The sequence below is a fragment of the Acidaminobacter hydrogenoformans DSM 2784 genome, assembly GCF_900103005.1.
GTDB lineage: Bacteria > Bacillota > Clostridia > Peptostreptococcales > Acidaminobacteraceae > Acidaminobacter > Acidaminobacter hydrogenoformans.
Map to the genome: position 1 here is coordinate 45,186 of NZ_FMWL01000012.1, position 16,178 is coordinate 61,363.

A 16,178-nucleotide genomic window follows, 5' to 3' on the forward strand; every position below is an offset into this window, starting at 1 on the left:
TTCCCCTGTCGTTTGAGGCTTAAGTCGAAAGACTGGATAATAGAAAACATTTGCTCCGGCGTCTGGTCCTCCTCGACCTTTGCGTTATCCTCGAGTGGTGCGATGACCTCCTCGAAATCCGGGAAGTCTTCGACGCGTCCGAGCTTAGCACATAGATACGCGCCGTATATCGTGCGGCGATAAGCTGTAATCTCGAGGTCATGGGCCCCCCGATTATATGCCGCGAATTCCGCGGGTGTCAGGTCCCAGAATTCGACGGGCTTGAGGCCGACCCTCGCGGCGTGCTGGAGAAGGTCGTCGAAATCGAGCTCCCCCGGGTCCTCCGGCGCGCCGTCTATGCGTTTTTTTCCGTCGTGCCAAAGCTCGCGTCGATGGCTTTCCCAAGGATCTCCACGGCCTCTTTAATACTGAGGTGTTCGTCGATCAGGTCCATGACGTCATCCGGTGTAAGAACCGGGTCCTCATGCGCGAGACCCGCCCATAGAAAAACGGCGAGATCCTTCATCCCGACGTCGGAAAGATCAAATTTTGAAATCTTAATATTGAGGTTGTCCTCAATGTTAGCGATGGCCCGCATTCCGAAACGAAGGTTGCGGATCTTGTCGAGCTTGATTGGTATGGATGGTCTTGCCATACATAAAACCCCCAATAATCAAAATCAGGCGGCTGGATAAGCCGCCCGTGTTCCGTTTTGAATTATGTCGTTCTGGTTGCGATGATGGTATAGACTTTTGGAATCTTGCCGCTCTCCCAGACGATGATGTCGAGCTTTTTCGAGGACTGTGTTCCGAAGGTACCGATGGATGCCGACACGGCGCCGCTCGTCAGGGCCTCTGTAAACACCCCATCCACGTATAGGTGGATGGTATGGCTCGCGGCGGTAACGGTGACGGTCGTAGAGGTTGTACTTGTCCAAGTGCAGTAATAATTGAGCGTCCCCGTCGCAAAGGTTGGAGCTGGGGTCCCGGCTGAAAGCGCGAGGGCTGAGATGCCGGTTGACGCCGTCAGTCCAAGTTCCGCGGCGCCGGTACATCTGAGAATGATCTCCGATTGAAGGACGTCGTTTCCGACTTCCGGACCCGGAGCCTCAAGAACGAGCGCCTGGAAAACATAGGTCGCGCCCAGACTTGACGGGAACGTAATTGTGTAAGTGTCGGTTGTTTGATTGGCGAAAGCGGTCCGGATGGCGGTCTGGCCGGCATCTCCGGGATACCAGTTGACGGTGACGGTGACGGATCCATAATCGGCCATCCCGAGGATAAATTCCTTTGCGGCGCTTGATAGTGTGGTGACATCGATTTCATCTCGTTTGGAACCAAGGGGTGATATTTTCTTGACCTCTCCTACAACTGTGGCACCGATCATAAGGGTGGTGCCATTGCCTGCTTTAGCTAATGTCGTCATGGATGATCTCCCTTCATAAGGTATAGAAGTATTCGATTTCAATTAGGCCAGTGCTGATCTGGGTCCCTGTATCAAATCCGTCCATTTCGTTGAGGATGTCAATAGACTGAATATAAGGTGCACCTGACATGTATTCGCCAGTACTATCCTCAAAAACCAATCTGATGGTATCGCGTAGTTCTCTCATCTCGGTGTAATTGGCTGCCAGGATATCAAACTGAAAGGTAGTGTAGTATTGCCCCTGACTCTTTAGGGTTGGATCCCTTCGGGTGCTAATGCGTTTATACGCTATGGCCGGAAGGGGTGCACCTTGATCAATGGTCACGGGATAGATACGACCGTTAAGGCTTGGTATTTCGCTATTTAGTCTATGCCAGATGGCATCTTCGATGGTCACTCTACACCACCTCCCGACACCCGAGGGCGAGTTCACCCTGGTCTTTACTTGTGTCATTCATAAAGAGAATTTCAAAGACTCTTGTCTTGTATCTAATTCTCATTTTGACGTTAACATCAGAGCGATACCTGATGCGAAATAGGGCGCTGACTTCGGCATTAAAACGCTGCGCAGAGAAGAATTCACGTCCGCTCTTTGCCTGATAGTCCGCCCAAACAGAAACGACGGCAACCCAGTTTTCTACACGGGTTCCGTCGCTACTTGTGATAGGCTTGTTTTGTTCAATTGTGATTCTGTAATTTAGATCCCCGGCATTTAACATATGAATCACCGTTCCTTTAAAACCAAATGTTTCGGTGCATGTCATAGAGTCTTTTCACGGTGGTCATGGCGCCCTCAGGGATCTCGGCATCGCGATATTGATAAAGTAGCCCCACATGAAGTAGTAGCCCTGCCTTTAGGCTATAGGGCACCTTGTTCGTGGTGTTATTGTAGCCGGCCTCATACCTGATTCTGATTGGCGCCACAGGATGTAACTCAATTCCTGGCCAGGACTTGTTGTAAGGCAGGACGATGCGCGCGGGGATCCTGTCAAGGTCCAGAAGGTAATCCGTTCCTAGAACCATCGTGGTCTCGACAGCGAAAACGTCTGTCAGCTTAAAGGAAGTCACGGACTGAACCGGCGATCTTGGCAGGTCAATAAAGTTAGCACTTGGTAAGGCATCCAGCATCAGCTCCAGGACTTGAGTCGCCAGGCTTAGCCTGGTGTAGTGCTCTGCGTAGTCTCTAACGGCAAAGATGAGATCAGCCAGGTAATCATCTTCCTCAGCGGTGTCAATCCGCAGCTGATCTTTGACGTCATCAACGGTGATGGGTTCAGCAGAAACCGGGGTGATGACTTTGATGCGTCCTTCCACTAAACCCACCTCCGCTCGATGGTCGATCTGGCAAGAATGGTTGAACCCTCAAGAATGCCACTCATTTCAAAGATGAGGGGGTCCGAATAGCTGCTTGGGATGAGGTACTCGTAGTAATAGACACCGGTCGATTCTTTCGTAGGTATCCCGGCTATGATCTGATTTCTTTTGCCGTCATAGATGACGACCTCTGGCGACGTGACATCGGCCAGAATGTCAGTCCAGTTGTAAAACCTGCCATAAAGTCGTATGGTGTCGCCGGTGTAGGCCATGGCGAGTGGGTCTCCTTCCTGATCTCTGATAGATAGAATTAAAGCGCGATTAGTAGTCGATAGGGTGGCGGTTCTTATCACCGTCTCAGCGTGGCACTTAGCGCTTTCTCGGGAACTGGCAGCGGATATTAACGCCATGAGGATCCGACTTATATGGCGCTTAATGGCTACCGCCGCATTGGTGGCTGCAGTGAGGGTCTTGTAATAGACCATGACCACGATTCTATGGATGTCAGAGCCTATCGTTGATGCCGATACAGCAGCCCTAACATCCCGCGCAGTAATTCTGAATGTAGATTCGATCGCATCAAGGTCTGAACGAATCTCTCTCGCAATCACTCGAGTGATCTGCGCTGTGGTAGATGCCACGTCAGAAATGAGCTTAAAAGTCTGACGGCAGATGGATCCGGCAATATTAGCCCCTGCGAGGGCCGTTTTGATTGTGACCCTTCTGGCCGCGGATGCAGTGCGTGTCGTCGCGATATAGGTCCGCATGATCACGGATGAGTGCGCAACACTTACGAGTATATGGACCGAAACCTCAAGAAGTTTTTCAATCTGCCTCAGGACCATAGACAAAATGATTAGTGCAGATGTGAATGATCGGGCGATCTCTTTTTGTATTGTTGAAACGGTAGATAAGGCCAATACGATAGTGCGCATCATCATTCGCTTGGATAATCCCAATGTCGTGATGCTGACTATCAGGTCCTTTACGGAGACTTTTATCCGAGTCATCGTCGAGGTGACGTTCATGGATGAGGTGAGCCTTTTAATAGATTGACTCAGGATCTTGTCAAGGGTGCTGATTGCCGCTGCGAAAGTTCGGGCCGTCAATAGACGAGCCATATTTACGGCATTAACAGCAGAGGTTAAGGTTCTGATGATCTCCGTTCGGATGATTACAGTCGTCATTATGCTTGCAATCAAGGTTTTGAGAGCGACTTTCATCCGAACGATCGTTAAGGTGACAGTTGCTGATCCGGTGATTCTTTTATTGTTCTGACGTATGATTTCGCTAAAAGCGCTAATCGTCACCCTAAAGAGTCGAGATGTATGCCGACCGGTCGCGCTTACGGTATCTATGACAGGTTTTAAGGACCTGATAATGCGCCTCCGGACGGATATTGTTGAGTTGATTTGCGTAGTCATAGACTTAAGGGCGGCTTTCATCCGGCTGGTTATCGAGAAGATCGTCACGGACCCGGTAAGCCTTTTTGCAATATGTCGTAGATTCTGAACGGTAGCGGGTATATTCACGACAATCATTTTAATCGTCGTAAGGCTCTGGGCGGTGGCGCTGCTAATCGTGATTGATGAGGCAAGGCTCTGGGTGGTTTGACGGATCAGAATCTCCACCGATGATATTGTGGCTGTAATTGCCTTGAGGACAGCTTTCAAACGATTAATCGTTGAGGTGACGATCATGGATCCTAAGAACCCCTTCATGGTTCGCCGAAGGATCTGACCGGTTGTGTCCAAACTTGTGGCAATCATCTTAAAAGTCGTAAAGCTCCGAGTCATGATGCCGTTGATCGCACCCGATGTGATAAAGCTGCGCAAGGTTTGCCGGGTAAGACCCGGTGCTATTACTATGATGGTCTCGATCATTTTGAGAACAGTTTCAATTCGATGGATCATTGAGGTGACGATTGCTAAGCTGATGAGTCGCTTCATGTTTTCCCGGAGGATCTGGCCACCAGTCCTTGATGCGGTTACCAAGTAGCGGACTATTGAATGAAAGAGGGTAGCCGTAAGACCCACAGATCCAATTTTGATCGCTTTTGTAGTACGCTGCACAATTTGTGTTATGTCAACCATTTGCATCAACGTCCGGCCGGTCTGCCGATGAGCGGCCATGGTGATCGTGATCCCTGCAGACAGACTTTTCAGAGTGGCCGCCGTTTCCTCATAAAAATAGGATTCGATGTTTGACCAGTCAGAATCTGAAAGAATAAGGCTGACGCGCTTGATGCGGTAATAATAGGTTATTCCGCCGACGAGATTGTAGCAGTCTGTATAACCAGACGTCCCTGCGCTTACGCGAGTGAGGATAAACCATTCCCCATCGCCATCTTTACGCTCGATGACATAGCCGTTAAATCGGGTTAGGTAATTCCCAGTAGCTTTGACTATCCCAGAAATCCCACGGCTTGATGCTTTGATAGACATTCCAATAATATCGGTTACGGTGGTTATGGACCGATTGACAACTCGGCGAACTGAAGCGGCCAAAGACGTTGACGCAGTCAGTACGTTTTGTGTTTGACGCCGGGCAGTGGCCGATAAAAACGATGTGGTCGTAGCCGTTTTATAATTTATGGTTGCGGTAGTATAATCCACCTCGACATAGACATCATCGAGATAATGGATCGTTTGAGAGGTGGTGTTTTTTCGATCACTATCAAACCTGACTTGCATCGTCCCGGCACTTAGTTCCGAGACCGTCCACGTGCCGCCGTCTGTGCTGAAGGCAGTATCTGTCGTCGGGAACGTCGTATCATTATACTGCGTTCCACGGAGCGTGCCGGAATTGGAAGCTTGAGCATAGGCATAATCAATGAGAGACGACGCGCCGCTTGACCACTTTCGCTCGACATAGACTGTAACAGAATTGATCGTCGCCCCTGCCGGAATATCAAAAGCGGCAATTCCAAGGATGAGCTGCGCGGTCTGGTTTCGGGAGGTCGATGTCCAGGTCGCATAGGCATCGTTACTCGTATACGTGTTCGCACCACCCGTGTAAAAGGTGGCGCTGACGACGCTCGACGCAGCTCTCGTTTGAATGGTCATCCAGTCCGCCCCCCTTTTACGTCCACTTCAAATAGAGGCAGGCCCCGACTTTTGAGATCGCGTCGAGGACCGGCGGCGGCAGCGCATAAAGGAGCGATGCTGTGGCGCTTAATGAAACCGATAACATCTGACTAATCTGTCTTCGCGCTGTTATGGTTGTCGATATTGATGCGATTAGCGCTTTAGGCGTGATCGGCGTCTCCTCGTTACCAAGTGAGTGCAGTAATTGTCGTATACTATAGGATTCGGCCTTAATCCATGCGGCTGAGCGCTTTATCGTGGAAAGCCGGAGGTCTCCAAATGTCCCCGAAAATGGACTGACCACGCCGACATCGGAGCCGAAGTATAACGTCTCGGTGCCCAAATTGCCCGTTGTATCGGCCTGATAATCTCCGTGCTGCGTTCGACTTCCCGTCGCCACGCCGTTAATATACGAATAATTTGTCGTTGTCCCGCCGCCCGATCGGTCCATCGTAAAAGTGAGCGTCCTAAGCGTGCCATCGCTGCAGTCCGTCGCGTCATAGATGATGTTGATATTTGAGCCGTCGCATTCGCCGAAGGTTGGGTACCCGTCCCCGTAGTTATTGAGATAGATCGCGAAAGCGCTGTTCTCATAGAACGCGTCGGAATATTCGATTGGGATAAAAGTCCCCGAACCGGTCCACGCCATGACGATTGTAACCGTGACCTCGTCGTTAGATGCAAGACTCGCCATCGCCAAATCGGTCCCGAAGCTGTGACTCGATAGCGTCAGGTATCGGCCCCATAACGTGTCCGTTACAGAAGGTGTTGATCCAGACAAGAGCGAGGCATCGTAGGTTCCGAGGGCGTCCTCGTAGCTCGTGTCCCCGAGATGCCAGACGCCAGCATAACTTTCAGACCATACTGTATACCCCGACGACGCGTGATCCGTATCGCTCGCCTTGCCGTAGTACATATAAAGCTCGGTGTCGGTTGTATCACTGACGCTTGAAACTTTGATGTGGAATCGCGCCTTGCTGTTTGTGCTGTCGTAGTACTCCCGTGTGAACGGTAGCGCCGTCTCGCCGTCACTTGCGGTGAAAACGACGTCATATCCGTCGGATCGGGCTCTGGAGAATGTAAAACTACCTGATGCCAGGACGACATCGAGTACAAAATTTGATAAAGAGGCGTCGACATAGCCGCTCTCAATCGTGATTTTTTTACGGTATGAATATCCCGAAAGCCACGCCATGACCTCACCTCGTTTTTACTGACGAGGACCGGGGAGTCCGGCCCTCACTATATTATGCCTGATCGAATACTGATTTAATGGTGAACTGGATCGAGTCGCCGGAGGAGACGTTGATGGCGGAAAAAGTCCCGTGAAGGTACATCGTCGCGCCGGAAAGGGTGGCTTGATTAAAGATGCCGACTTCCGTAATCGCGAGGGCCCCGCCGGCCGTGATCGTGGCCACCACTTGATAGGTGTCGTTTGTCGTAGTGGTCGTTTGCTGAGACTGTGATCCTGTGGCTGCGGTGACGTTAGTTGGAGCTGCAGCCGTTTCAAGGGCAGCATCCGTGACGGTCGCTGCCGCTACACCTGTGCCCCAAGCCACATATTTGTGATTTGAGGATGCGAGGGCAGCGGTTATGAGCCCCAGCCCGTTATTGACAACATAGACGGTATCAGCCATTTGATTTCACCTTCCCTTTAAGAATTTCTAGGATGCCTTTCTTTTTTTCTGTGTCGACGATGGTGCCGAGGTCTACCTTTGAGCCATCTGCCTTTATGAGAGTGGCCTCAATAGTAGTTTTTTTGACTTTACCTTTTGTCTGCATATGATCCTCCATCATTCACTGAGCATTAGCCCAGCGGCTCTTAGTTTGGCAAGTAGGGCATTAAGGTCCACCACAACTCCTGCCACGGTGGACGCCACACTGTCATCCTGAGCAGCAGCGGGGGTAAGGGCGGCACCATTAAACGTCAGGCTTCCGGTACTTTCGATCTCAAGGGTTCCACCAATGACCGTTCTTTCGCCGCCCTGTTCAGTATAGTTTTTTACGTTACTCATCACTCATCACCTACGCATGCTGCTGAAGCACTTTGATCGCTTCAGAGAGGATTAGTTTACCGTCGACGCGCTGAGTTGCTTTAAAACCGACCTGCCCCGTCACGGCATAGAGTTCATTGAGTCGCTGGAAGGACCGACCTTGACGATCAGCGATCCAGTAGTAGGAGTAGTCCCCAAAGGCGACGGTTTTAGCACTGGCGGCAATCGTCGGAACGAAGTAAGAGGTCTTCACTGGTTTATTGAGAATAGTATCTGGTTCACCGATTCTCACTGATGGCTGCCAGAGATAGAGGCCATTACCGTCTTTAAGCTTTCTGATTTCTTTGATGGTCGCATCATTGGTGACAAACATCGCATTCTTCCGATACGGCGATTTCAGTGAGTAGTAGAGGTCAATGAGTTCATCGAACTTAATCGAAGCTGCAAGGGCGCTTGTGACGCCCACGTCGGCCCCACCTGTGGCGTTAAAGATGCCTACTGGCTTACCGGTACCATTGCCGATAAAGAAGGCTTCTTCTTCCTTGGTGCCGATTCTGCGGGCAAATTCCTTTGCGATATAAGCCTGCAGATTAAAAATGCTGTCATTCAGCAGTTCTTCCGAGACCTTGATGATGGTTCCGAGCTTATGGGCTCCCAGAGAGACCTGACCAAAGGCATCATCGGACTCTGGAATTGGGGCTTCTTCATCGACCCAGGACGCAGTGCCTTTTGACGCCACCACTGGAATCTTTCGGTCGCCAGAGGAAGTGCGGATAACTGTCGATAGACTCCTAAAGATATTTTCTTCAAGGAGCGCTTCAATCAGCGTCGCTTCGAATTCATCTGGTACGAGGTAGCCGCCTTCAGAGTCGGTGCCGACCTGGAGAGCGTTTTGAACATCGAAGCTATTCTTATCCTTCATCGCACGCCAGAAAGCCGACTTATATTCATCACTGGCACGACCCGTTTTTTCTTTCAACTGCCGTTCTGGTCGAGAGGTGATCGGATCACTAACAGGTTTCGAAAGTTCCATTTCGATCATCTGTTGGCGCTCAAGTCGCTCGATTTCTTTACCGAGGTTTACAACGTCGGCTTCCATCTTTTCATAGACGATCGAATCCTCCTTCGAAATCTGGCTGGACTCATCGCGCTTTGAGTCGAGGAAAACCTTCGCTTCTTCCCAGATTTTTGCCCGCTTTTCTCTCAGTTCTAAAATTTTATTCATGCACATGTCCTCCTAAGGTTTAATAAGGTTCAGTCGCTTTTCGAGTGACTCGACGGCAATGGTTTCTGGTAGTTTGATTTCTACTCCAGGCTTTTTTTCTTCACGAGGAAGTTGCCTGATGAGTGAATTGATCGCAGTCATTTTACTGAAGATCATACCTTCATCTGGCATCATTTCGGTTTCGGATTCATAGAGCATGCCATCGGCAAAACCCAGTTCGATGGCTTTCCTTGCGTTAAACCAGCTCTCTGCATCCATAAGGTGGGAGATTTTTGTCCTTGAAAGTCCAGTTTTGATCTCGTAAGCGTTCAAAATGCTCTCTTTGACTTCACTCAGCATCCCGATGGCCTTTTGCATTTCCTCGGTGTCCCCAAAAGCTAAAGTCATCGGATTGTGAATCATCATTAATGCTACCGGTGACATGAGGACCTCTGAGCCTGCCATCGCGATGACCGAGGCGGCGCTTGCAGCAATGCCATCAATCTTGACCGTGATATGGCCTTTATAATCCATCAGCATATTGTAGATTTGACTTGCCGCAAAGACACAGCCGCCAGGGGAATTAATCCAGATGGTAATATCGCCTTCATCACTGAGTAGTTCTGCCCTGAACTGTTTAGGCGTCACTTCATCGCCATACCAGGTTTCTTCGGCGATAGGACCATCTAAAAAGAGAGTTCTATCGTTTTCATTTCTCACCCAGTTCCAAAACTTCTTTTTCACTCAATTCACCTTCCGTTTCGAAATTTTTGCTGAAGAGCCCCGCGTCCTGGAGCTTCGTCATATTGCCGTTGATGAGATAGAGATCTCCGCCTAAGTTTTCTGGGATACGGTTAAGATCTTCAAGTTCTCTGATGTCGTTGGCTGAGAGCCAGCCGTTTTGCCTTCCAACAGCGTAGCCGTTCATCCGACTTTGATAATCGCCACGAAGTAGTCCATCCACATTTAGTTTGATGAAATATTCCTGTTTTTCAGGTTCGGTCAGTAAAGCCCTTTGCAGCGACATCTCCCAGCGAACGACCCAAGGATCCAGAGTGTACTTCACGTATTCCAGGGACTGCTGCTCTATATTAGAAAAGCTAGACTTCTCAAGGTCCCCGATCATATGAGGAGGGATCCTAAAAATTCTAGCGATTTCATTGAGTTGATATTTTCTTGTGGCGATGAACTGTGCCTGCTCGGGCGGAATGCTGATGGGCTGAAACTTCATGCCTTCTTCAAGTACTGCTATTCGGTGGGCATTTGCTGACCCTTGATACACGTCATTCCAACTGTCTCTAATGCGTTTTGGATCCTTGACGACGCCGGGATGTTCAAGGACGCCGCCAGGACTTGCTCCATTAGCGAAGAACCTAGCACCATATTCTTCCGTGGCTATGGCCATACCGATGGCATTCTTGGCCATAGCGATGGGTGAATAACCAATGAGACCATCAAAACCAAGTCCTGGGATGTGAAGGACCTCTTCTTTTCTGAGGACCACACTACCAGACTCCTTATGGTATTCGTAGAAAAGTTCGCCCTTTGAGTTTCGGTCCACCGTCATTCGGTCTGGTAGCAGGGGATAGAGCGAAACGACGTTACCCCTTCCATCTCTGATGATCTGAGCATAGGCATTGCCCCATAATAAAAGATGACTCATAAGTGTCTCTCTAAACACAAATGAAGTCATCTCGGAGTTTGGCTCGTCATGAAGGAGTCTGTAGAGCCGGTGCTGAATCGCTTTTTCTTTACCGTTTTCAGAATGGCGGTAGATGTGGAGGGGAAGGCTCGCGATGGTCTCAGATAGGATTCTGACGCATGCATAGACAGCAGTCGTTTGCATGGCCGTTTTTTCATTGACGTTTTTCCCACTGGTGGTACTGCCAAATAGAAATGAAAACCCGCTAATTAGATAGTTCTTTGGCTTATCCCTAGAATGAAATAGGCTTTTCAATAAGTTCATATGGTGCACCCTCCTAGACTAAAAAAATTTTATTGACACCAAGGACGTAAAATGATAACTTTGAAATGTAAGACGACATATTACGTCCTTTAAGGAGGAATCTTTATGAATTTCGATGACTTTGTAAAAACTCATCCGACATGTAATGTGGTAAAAGACAGCCAATCAGCACGAATCATCTATGAAACAATTATCTGGAATGATCAAAATCGCATCAAAATGGCTGAGTTGTCCGATTCTGAAATACCTGCATTAGTTGCTGTTGCGAATGATATTATTGATTACTGTGCAACAGCTCATCAGTGTGACCTTGATATCACAAATGATACCGTTAAGCAGGTAATCGGTCGCATGATTTCAACTGCGATTGCCCCTTTAGGATATGAACCGGCTAAGAAAAAGCGTCTTCCGAAATCGACTGTTCAAACTGTATTTAAAAATGCGACGGTATTTGCTAATACTGGAATAGCAATTGAGCGTATAGAAAAACAAATTGTACCTATCATAAAATAATAAGACCTCTTTCATTGTAGACAGATTCACTATTGATATTTCCGCATCGAAGAGCCCTATCAAGCGCCATAATTGTTGCCACAGCACCGTCAATTTTCTCGGTGCTTTTTTCTTTGTCTGGCTTAACATTTCCCGCTGGATCCGTCTTGATGAAAATGTTGTCCATCATCCAGCGGAGGACAGGGTGGCCACCGTGAGCGATCTTTTCCTCAAGGGTTAGTTTCATCAGTTCTTTAGTCGGTGGGGACATATCCTTAAAGCCCTGGCCAAAAGGGACAACAGTAAAGCCAAGTCCTTCAAGGTTCTGCACCATCTGCACCGCGCCCCAGCGGTCAAAAGCTATCTCGCGAATGTTGTACCGCTCGCCAAGGCCTTCAATAAACTTCTCAATGAATCCATAGTGGACCACATTGCCTTCAGTGGTCAGGAGAAACCCTAGCTTTTCCCAGAGATCATACTGTACGTGGTCCCGGCGCACCCTAAGGTTGATGTTATCTTCCGGCATCCAGAAGAAGGGGAGAATCTGAAATTTATCGTTCTCATCCAGCGGAGGGAAGACGAGCACAAAGGCAGTGATGTCTGTGGTTGAGGACAGGTCAAGACCTCCATAACAGATGCGTCCCTCCAGATCATCAGGAGATACAGGGAATGAGCAGGCATCCCACCTGGCCATTGGCATCCATCGCACAGCTTGCTTGACCCATTGATTAAGTCTCAGCTGGCGGAAGCTATTTTCTTCAGACGGAGTTTGCTTAGCAGATTCGCAGGCAGCTCTTACTTTATCGATGCCGACTGTAATTCCTAAACTGGGATTGGCTTTTTTCCATACCTTAGGGTCGGTCCAGTCCTCATCTTCTTTCGCACCATAAATGACAGGATAGAAGGTGGGATCGCGTTTACGGCCTTCCAGGATGTCGATAGCTTTTTGGTGTGTTTCGTAGCAGATGCTCTGGGTGTCTGTTCCAGCTGTAGTGATTAAAAAGTAAAGGGGTTGTGTCCGTGCATCTCCTGAGCCTTTCGTCATAACATCAAAGAGCTTTCGGTTGGGCTGAGTATGAAGTTCATCAAAGACGACGCCATGAATGTTGAACCCATGTTTTGAGTAGGCTTCAGCCGACAAGACTTGGTAGAAGCTGTTTGTCGGCAGATAAATGATCCGTTTCGTAGAAGCGAGAATTTTAACACGCCTATTGAGAGCCGGGCACATGCGAACCATATCGGCAGCAACTTCAAAGACAATAGATGCCTGCTGACGATCTGCGGCACAACCATAGACTTCTGCACGCTCTTCGCCGTCGCCGCAGGTGAGCAGGAGGGCAATCGCAGCGGCGAGCTCACTGTTATGTGTTGGCAAAAAAGAACGACCTATTAAATATTGATGCGATGGACTGTCAACTTGTATGCACTGCATACCTCGATTTTTAATAGGTTCAATTTTATCAATGTATCTAAAATGACTTCTTGTTCTTTTATTTCGCCGTACATCATTTTTCTGTTTTCTTTGTAGTCCTGTAATTATCGTATCGTCAAAGGCAGTGAACTTCACATAATATAAAGTCCTACCGGTTGAGCATCTACCACACTCAGCACTTTTCTTCGACCAATCGTTACGTTGTGTAGACGCCGCCTCAGAAATAGCATTTTTGATTCCAAGACTCCACAATAATTCACTAACGCTTTCAGATAAGGCTTTCTCAGTAGAACAATAGCTTGCTTGACCTTGATTTTTGCAAATAGTTCCATCAGAATCCATCAACCCCTGTAATAGCCTAAGCCTATCTTGTTTGCTTGCACGCAGATATTCAAGTGGTATGACCTTATCGAGAAAACTTTTCAGTAGAACCTGTTTCAAAGCCGGTATCCTAACTACAATGCTATCTCCAGTGTTCTCCCATGCGCTTGACACCTCATAGAAGCAAATAATATTTTTTAGAACACCAGCGACATCCTCGGTTTTGATTGTTATCTCTGGCTTTACAGCATTTCCATTTCCAAGCCAATATCCCATTAGATATGGCTCTATTGGTAACTTAACAGATTCAACTTTAATATTTTTTGCAATGGGTATTCTGAAGCGATAGGAGTTGCCATCTTTAGGTAATTGATAGAGTTCTCCTGTGGTCAAAATACATTTTTTATTCTTACCTCGTGTATACTCACCTTGCCACTCATGATGTTCACCCGCCTCTATGACTTCTCCATCCTTAAATGTAATTCTAAAAGCTTGTTCGCTAAAATCGATGTTGCTTTTTGCGACAACACGGCATGTATTTCCTTGTACGTCAAATAAGGCATCCCCCACATTAATTTCTCCCATAGTCGTATAACCTTTAGGGGTGGGAATAATCGTATCTAAAGCTACTTGTTTGCCCATCTTCTTTGGGATCTCAATATATGCGGTGTTAAACTGTCTATAGCCACTTGGCTTTAGGACACCGAATAGATCCCTCACGATCTGTTCCTGCCAGTCGATGAGTTCAAAGGGCTTCCCAGCCCAGCTGCCTTTGGTATGGGAGAGCGCTTCGATGAATGCAACCGCATAGTCGGCAGCATCTTTGTCGTAAGTACTGTCACTCGCCATAAAGTTGGTCGGTTTATACTTCTTCAGCTTACGCATCGTTAGAAAAGCGCTCCTTTCCGAAAAAATGGACATAAGAAAAGAGCTTCAAGTTCGAAGCTCCTAATGTCGAGTCGGGCGTTTAGTTGAACAAATTCAGAAGATATTCATAAATCTTTGTGACGTCTTCATCTTGCGGCAGTATATCCCAGCCGCGATCGTAATTGACGAGGATTCTGCCATTCTTACATATCGTTAGTTTTGAGATTTTGCCCTCATCAATACCATAGACCGAACCTTCTTCAAAGTGCTTAATGTGATATTCGTAGCCATCTATTTTTCCGCTTGTCCACATAACACTGACCTCCGTGATTTTCTTTGGTTAGTACATATATCACTCTAAACGGAGGTAATAGCAAGTTGTATTACACGTTATTTTCTTAACTGATACAATTACCATTGATTTTGGAATTGGATTAAGATACCATTAGATACATATTAAAGTTAAAGGAGAGGTTCAATGAAATCGGCTGGTATTATCAGACAAGTAGACGAACTAGGCCAAGTCGTACTCCCCATCGAACTTAGAAAGCAGTTTGGTATCATGGAAAGAGATTATCTTGAAGTATTCATTAAGGATGACACCATGACCCTAAAGAAATGCACGCCTCACTGTTCGCTCTGTGATAAGACCAAGGATATCATTAAAATCAAAGGTAAATTCTATTGCTATGAATGCATCAAACATATGAAAGAAGCAGGCGTTTAAGCCTGCTTTTGTTATTTTTCAAGGGCTGTGTACTTAGGGGTAGTCATACCCTTCTGAATTAATAAGGAGCTTTTCACGAGTCGATTGATTTATCACCCTAATACATCTGACTTCGCCATCTTCATTAGGGCCGCCATCGTCCTTGATAATCCATGCCTGATCCTTGAGTAGATCTGCGGTGAGTTCTTTGAATTCGGAATCACTGAGGATGACTTCTTTTGTAACGACGTAATCTTCAGGTGAAAATCCGTCCTTTATTGCTAAATCGGTTAGTTCAATAAGTTCCTCAATGTCCGATATTTTTCTGCCAAACAGCGCTTTCACTGTAAGGGCCTCCTTCTTAATATGGCGGGAATTTTCATTATGCCATCTTGCCTTAACCCTTGATTATCTTTACGACATCTTCATCATAAACCACGCCGAGTGTAGAACCATTGTCCCAGTTGCAGAAAATCGTGCCAATATCATCAATGAACTGGACAGTACCTTTATCGCCTGACTTTAGATTCGAGAAAGGATCATTCATACGCACCAGTTGAACTCTTGTGCCGCGTGGATATTGACTCCGAAGGTGAACGACAGTTTCTCTTGAAGGAAATTTATTCATGGTTGACCTCGCTCACTAAAATTTCATCCTGATCAGCTTTGGTAGGGTGGAAAGAAGCGTACGCCGAACTGCCACTAAGGTTACGAAGCAGAATCTTCCTGGTTAGCTTATATTCTTCTCCCACAAATCCAAGTCGGATCAGGAAGACTCTGAACGCGAATTTTTCATTGTCGACGACTCTGTCGCGCGCTGTAACCTTTTTTTGTTCCTTTGCAGCAGAGCAGAGTGCACTAATGAATTGAGAATAGGCGGCTACTTCATCGCTCGTGGCAGGGAATTTAAACCAAGGGAATTTGAGAGTAGCCGCTGTCTTTTCGATGGTAAGTTCAGTTGCACCGAGTGCTTTTTTGATCAGGCTTGCCTTACTTGATATGAGCTTTTCAAGCTTCACAATACTTTCCTCAGTGAATCCATCAAGTGGCATCTCGATGCTTAGCTTGTTCATCATTTCTGATTCATCAAATTCCAAACCTCTTTCTGATAGGCCTGTTATGACTTTACTGACCAGGTCGCTGTCTGCTTTGACAGGGAAGAGGAGGGTGCCGCTTTTATCGATGGTGAAGTCGCCGACGTCATATGAAAATGTAGGTGCACCTTTATAGATGATTGGCTTACCGACAAGCTCACCGATGGCTGTGACGAGCTCCTTTCGATTTATCCCTGATATGTTAAATTTGATTTCCATAACCCTAAGCCTCCTTCGCTTCTTTGGTTAGTAGATATATCACTCAAAAGCTGTGGAATAGCAAGGGTTATTTAGCTAT

General features: G+C 47.5%; 20 protein-coding genes. 2 read left to right on the forward strand and 18 right to left on the reverse strand.

Annotated features, from left to right (window positions below):
* Positions 1-334 precede the first annotated feature (334 nt).
* The 13 genes from BLP63_RS11075 to BLP63_RS11130 form a co-directional block, all read right to left on the reverse strand.
* On the reverse strand, positions 335-634 hold the full coding sequence (locus BLP63_RS11075; RefSeq protein WP_092591532.1) for a hypothetical protein: 300 nt from the start codon (positions 632-634) through the stop codon (positions 335-337).
* Positions 635-696: 62 nt separating this feature from the next.
* On the reverse strand, positions 697-1,404 hold the full coding sequence (locus BLP63_RS11080) for a phage tail tube protein (protein WP_092591534.1): 708 nt from the start codon (positions 1,402-1,404) through the stop codon (positions 697-699).
* 13 nt (positions 1,405-1,417) lie between these two features.
* Complete coding sequence (locus tag BLP63_RS11085; RefSeq protein ID WP_092591536.1) at positions 1,418-1,801, reverse strand: DUF3168 domain-containing protein; 384 nt, start codon at positions 1,799-1,801, stop codon at positions 1,418-1,420.
* A gap of 1 nt (position 1,802) precedes the next feature.
* A complete protein-coding gene (locus BLP63_RS11090) occupies positions 1,803-2,168 on the reverse strand; it encodes a phage head closure protein (protein WP_092591538.1) in 366 nt (121 codons plus the stop codon).
* Positions 2,140-2,718, reverse strand: coding sequence for a head-tail connector protein (locus tag BLP63_RS11095; RefSeq protein WP_170829421.1), 579 nt, complete (start codon positions 2,716-2,718; stop codon positions 2,140-2,142). The genes BLP63_RS11090 and BLP63_RS11095 overlap by 29 nt, the downstream gene beginning before the upstream one ends.
* Positions 2,718-5,162 carry a hypothetical protein gene (locus tag BLP63_RS11100; protein WP_139159814.1) on the reverse strand — a complete coding sequence of 815 codons (2,445 nt, stop codon included), beginning with the start codon at positions 5,160-5,162 and terminating at the stop codon, positions 2,718-2,720. The genes BLP63_RS11095 and BLP63_RS11100 overlap by 1 nt, the downstream gene beginning before the upstream one ends.
* A 637-nt stretch (positions 5,163-5,799) precedes the next feature.
* Positions 5,800-6,999 carry a DUF2341 domain-containing protein gene (locus BLP63_RS11105; RefSeq protein WP_092591544.1) on the reverse strand — a complete coding sequence of 400 codons (1,200 nt, stop codon included), beginning with the start codon at positions 6,997-6,999 and terminating at the stop codon, positions 5,800-5,802.
* A 52-nt stretch (positions 7,000-7,051) separates the two neighbouring features.
* Complete coding sequence (locus BLP63_RS11110; RefSeq protein WP_092591546.1) at positions 7,052-7,441, reverse strand: hypothetical protein; 390 nt, start codon at positions 7,439-7,441, stop codon at positions 7,052-7,054.
* On the reverse strand, positions 7,434-7,586 hold the full coding sequence (locus tag BLP63_RS16890; protein WP_170829422.1) for a hypothetical protein: 153 nt from the start codon (positions 7,584-7,586) through the stop codon (positions 7,434-7,436). The genes BLP63_RS11110 and BLP63_RS16890 overlap by 8 nt, the downstream gene beginning before the upstream one ends.
* Positions 7,587-7,597: 11 nt before the next feature.
* Complete coding sequence (locus tag BLP63_RS11115) at positions 7,598-7,819, reverse strand: Head fiber protein (protein WP_330387142.1); 222 nt, start codon at positions 7,817-7,819, stop codon at positions 7,598-7,600.
* 10 nt (positions 7,820-7,829) lie between these two features.
* Positions 7,830-9,023: a phage major capsid protein gene (locus BLP63_RS11120; protein ID WP_092591550.1), complete on the reverse strand. Its 1,194-nt coding sequence runs from the start codon at positions 9,021-9,023 to the stop codon at positions 7,830-7,832.
* 12 nt (positions 9,024-9,035) lie between these two features.
* Positions 9,036-9,746: a head maturation protease, ClpP-related gene (locus BLP63_RS11125; RefSeq protein WP_092591552.1), complete on the reverse strand. Its 711-nt coding sequence runs from the start codon at positions 9,744-9,746 to the stop codon at positions 9,036-9,038.
* On the reverse strand, positions 9,712-10,968 hold the full coding sequence (locus tag BLP63_RS11130) for a phage portal protein (RefSeq protein WP_092591554.1): 1,257 nt from the start codon (positions 10,966-10,968) through the stop codon (positions 9,712-9,714). The genes BLP63_RS11125 and BLP63_RS11130 overlap by 35 nt, the downstream gene beginning before the upstream one ends.
* A 105-nt stretch (positions 10,969-11,073) precedes the next feature.
* Here BLP63_RS11130 and BLP63_RS11135 point away from each other — a divergent pair, with 105 nt between their 5' ends.
* Positions 11,074-11,481 (forward strand): hypothetical protein, encoded by a 408-nt coding sequence (locus tag BLP63_RS11135; RefSeq protein WP_092591556.1) that lies wholly within the window; start codon positions 11,074-11,076, stop codon positions 11,479-11,481.
* Here BLP63_RS11135 and BLP63_RS11140 read toward each other — a convergent pair.
* Together BLP63_RS11140 and BLP63_RS11145 are read right to left on the reverse strand one after the other, a co-directional pair.
* Complete coding sequence (locus BLP63_RS11140) at positions 11,471-14,098, reverse strand: terminase TerL endonuclease subunit (protein WP_092591558.1); 2,628 nt, start codon at positions 14,096-14,098, stop codon at positions 11,471-11,473. The genes BLP63_RS11135 and BLP63_RS11140 overlap by 11 nt on opposite strands.
* A gap of 82 nt (positions 14,099-14,180) precedes the next feature.
* A complete protein-coding gene (locus BLP63_RS11145) occupies positions 14,181-14,393 on the reverse strand; it encodes a DUF7678 domain-containing protein (protein ID WP_092591560.1) in 213 nt (70 codons plus the stop codon).
* Between the two features lie 165 nt (positions 14,394-14,558).
* On the opposite strand from BLP63_RS11145, the gene BLP63_RS11150 reads away from it, so the two are divergent.
* On the forward strand, positions 14,559-14,807 hold the full coding sequence (locus BLP63_RS11150) for an AbrB/MazE/SpoVT family DNA-binding domain-containing protein (protein WP_092591562.1): 249 nt from the start codon (positions 14,559-14,561) through the stop codon (positions 14,805-14,807).
* Between the two features lie 33 nt (positions 14,808-14,840).
* Here the strand turns inward: BLP63_RS11150 and BLP63_RS11155 are convergent, their stop codons facing one another.
* Genes BLP63_RS11155 through BLP63_RS11165 form a run of 3 tightly spaced genes read right to left on the reverse strand, consistent with a single transcriptional unit; the run spans position 14,841 to position 16,099 of the window.
* The gene (locus tag BLP63_RS11155) at positions 14,841-15,131 is read right to left on the reverse strand and encodes a hypothetical protein (protein WP_139159815.1); all 291 of its coding nucleotides are present in this window, start codon (positions 15,129-15,131) and stop codon (positions 14,841-14,843) included.
* A gap of 52 nt (positions 15,132-15,183) precedes the next feature.
* A complete protein-coding gene (locus BLP63_RS11160; protein WP_092591564.1) occupies positions 15,184-15,414 on the reverse strand; it encodes a DUF4314 domain-containing protein in 231 nt (76 codons plus the stop codon).
* A complete protein-coding gene (locus BLP63_RS11165) occupies positions 15,407-16,099 on the reverse strand; it encodes a virulence protein (protein WP_092591566.1) in 693 nt (230 codons plus the stop codon). Before BLP63_RS11165 ends, BLP63_RS11160 begins: the two co-directional genes overlap by 8 nt.
* Positions 16,100-16,178 lie beyond the last annotated feature (79 nt).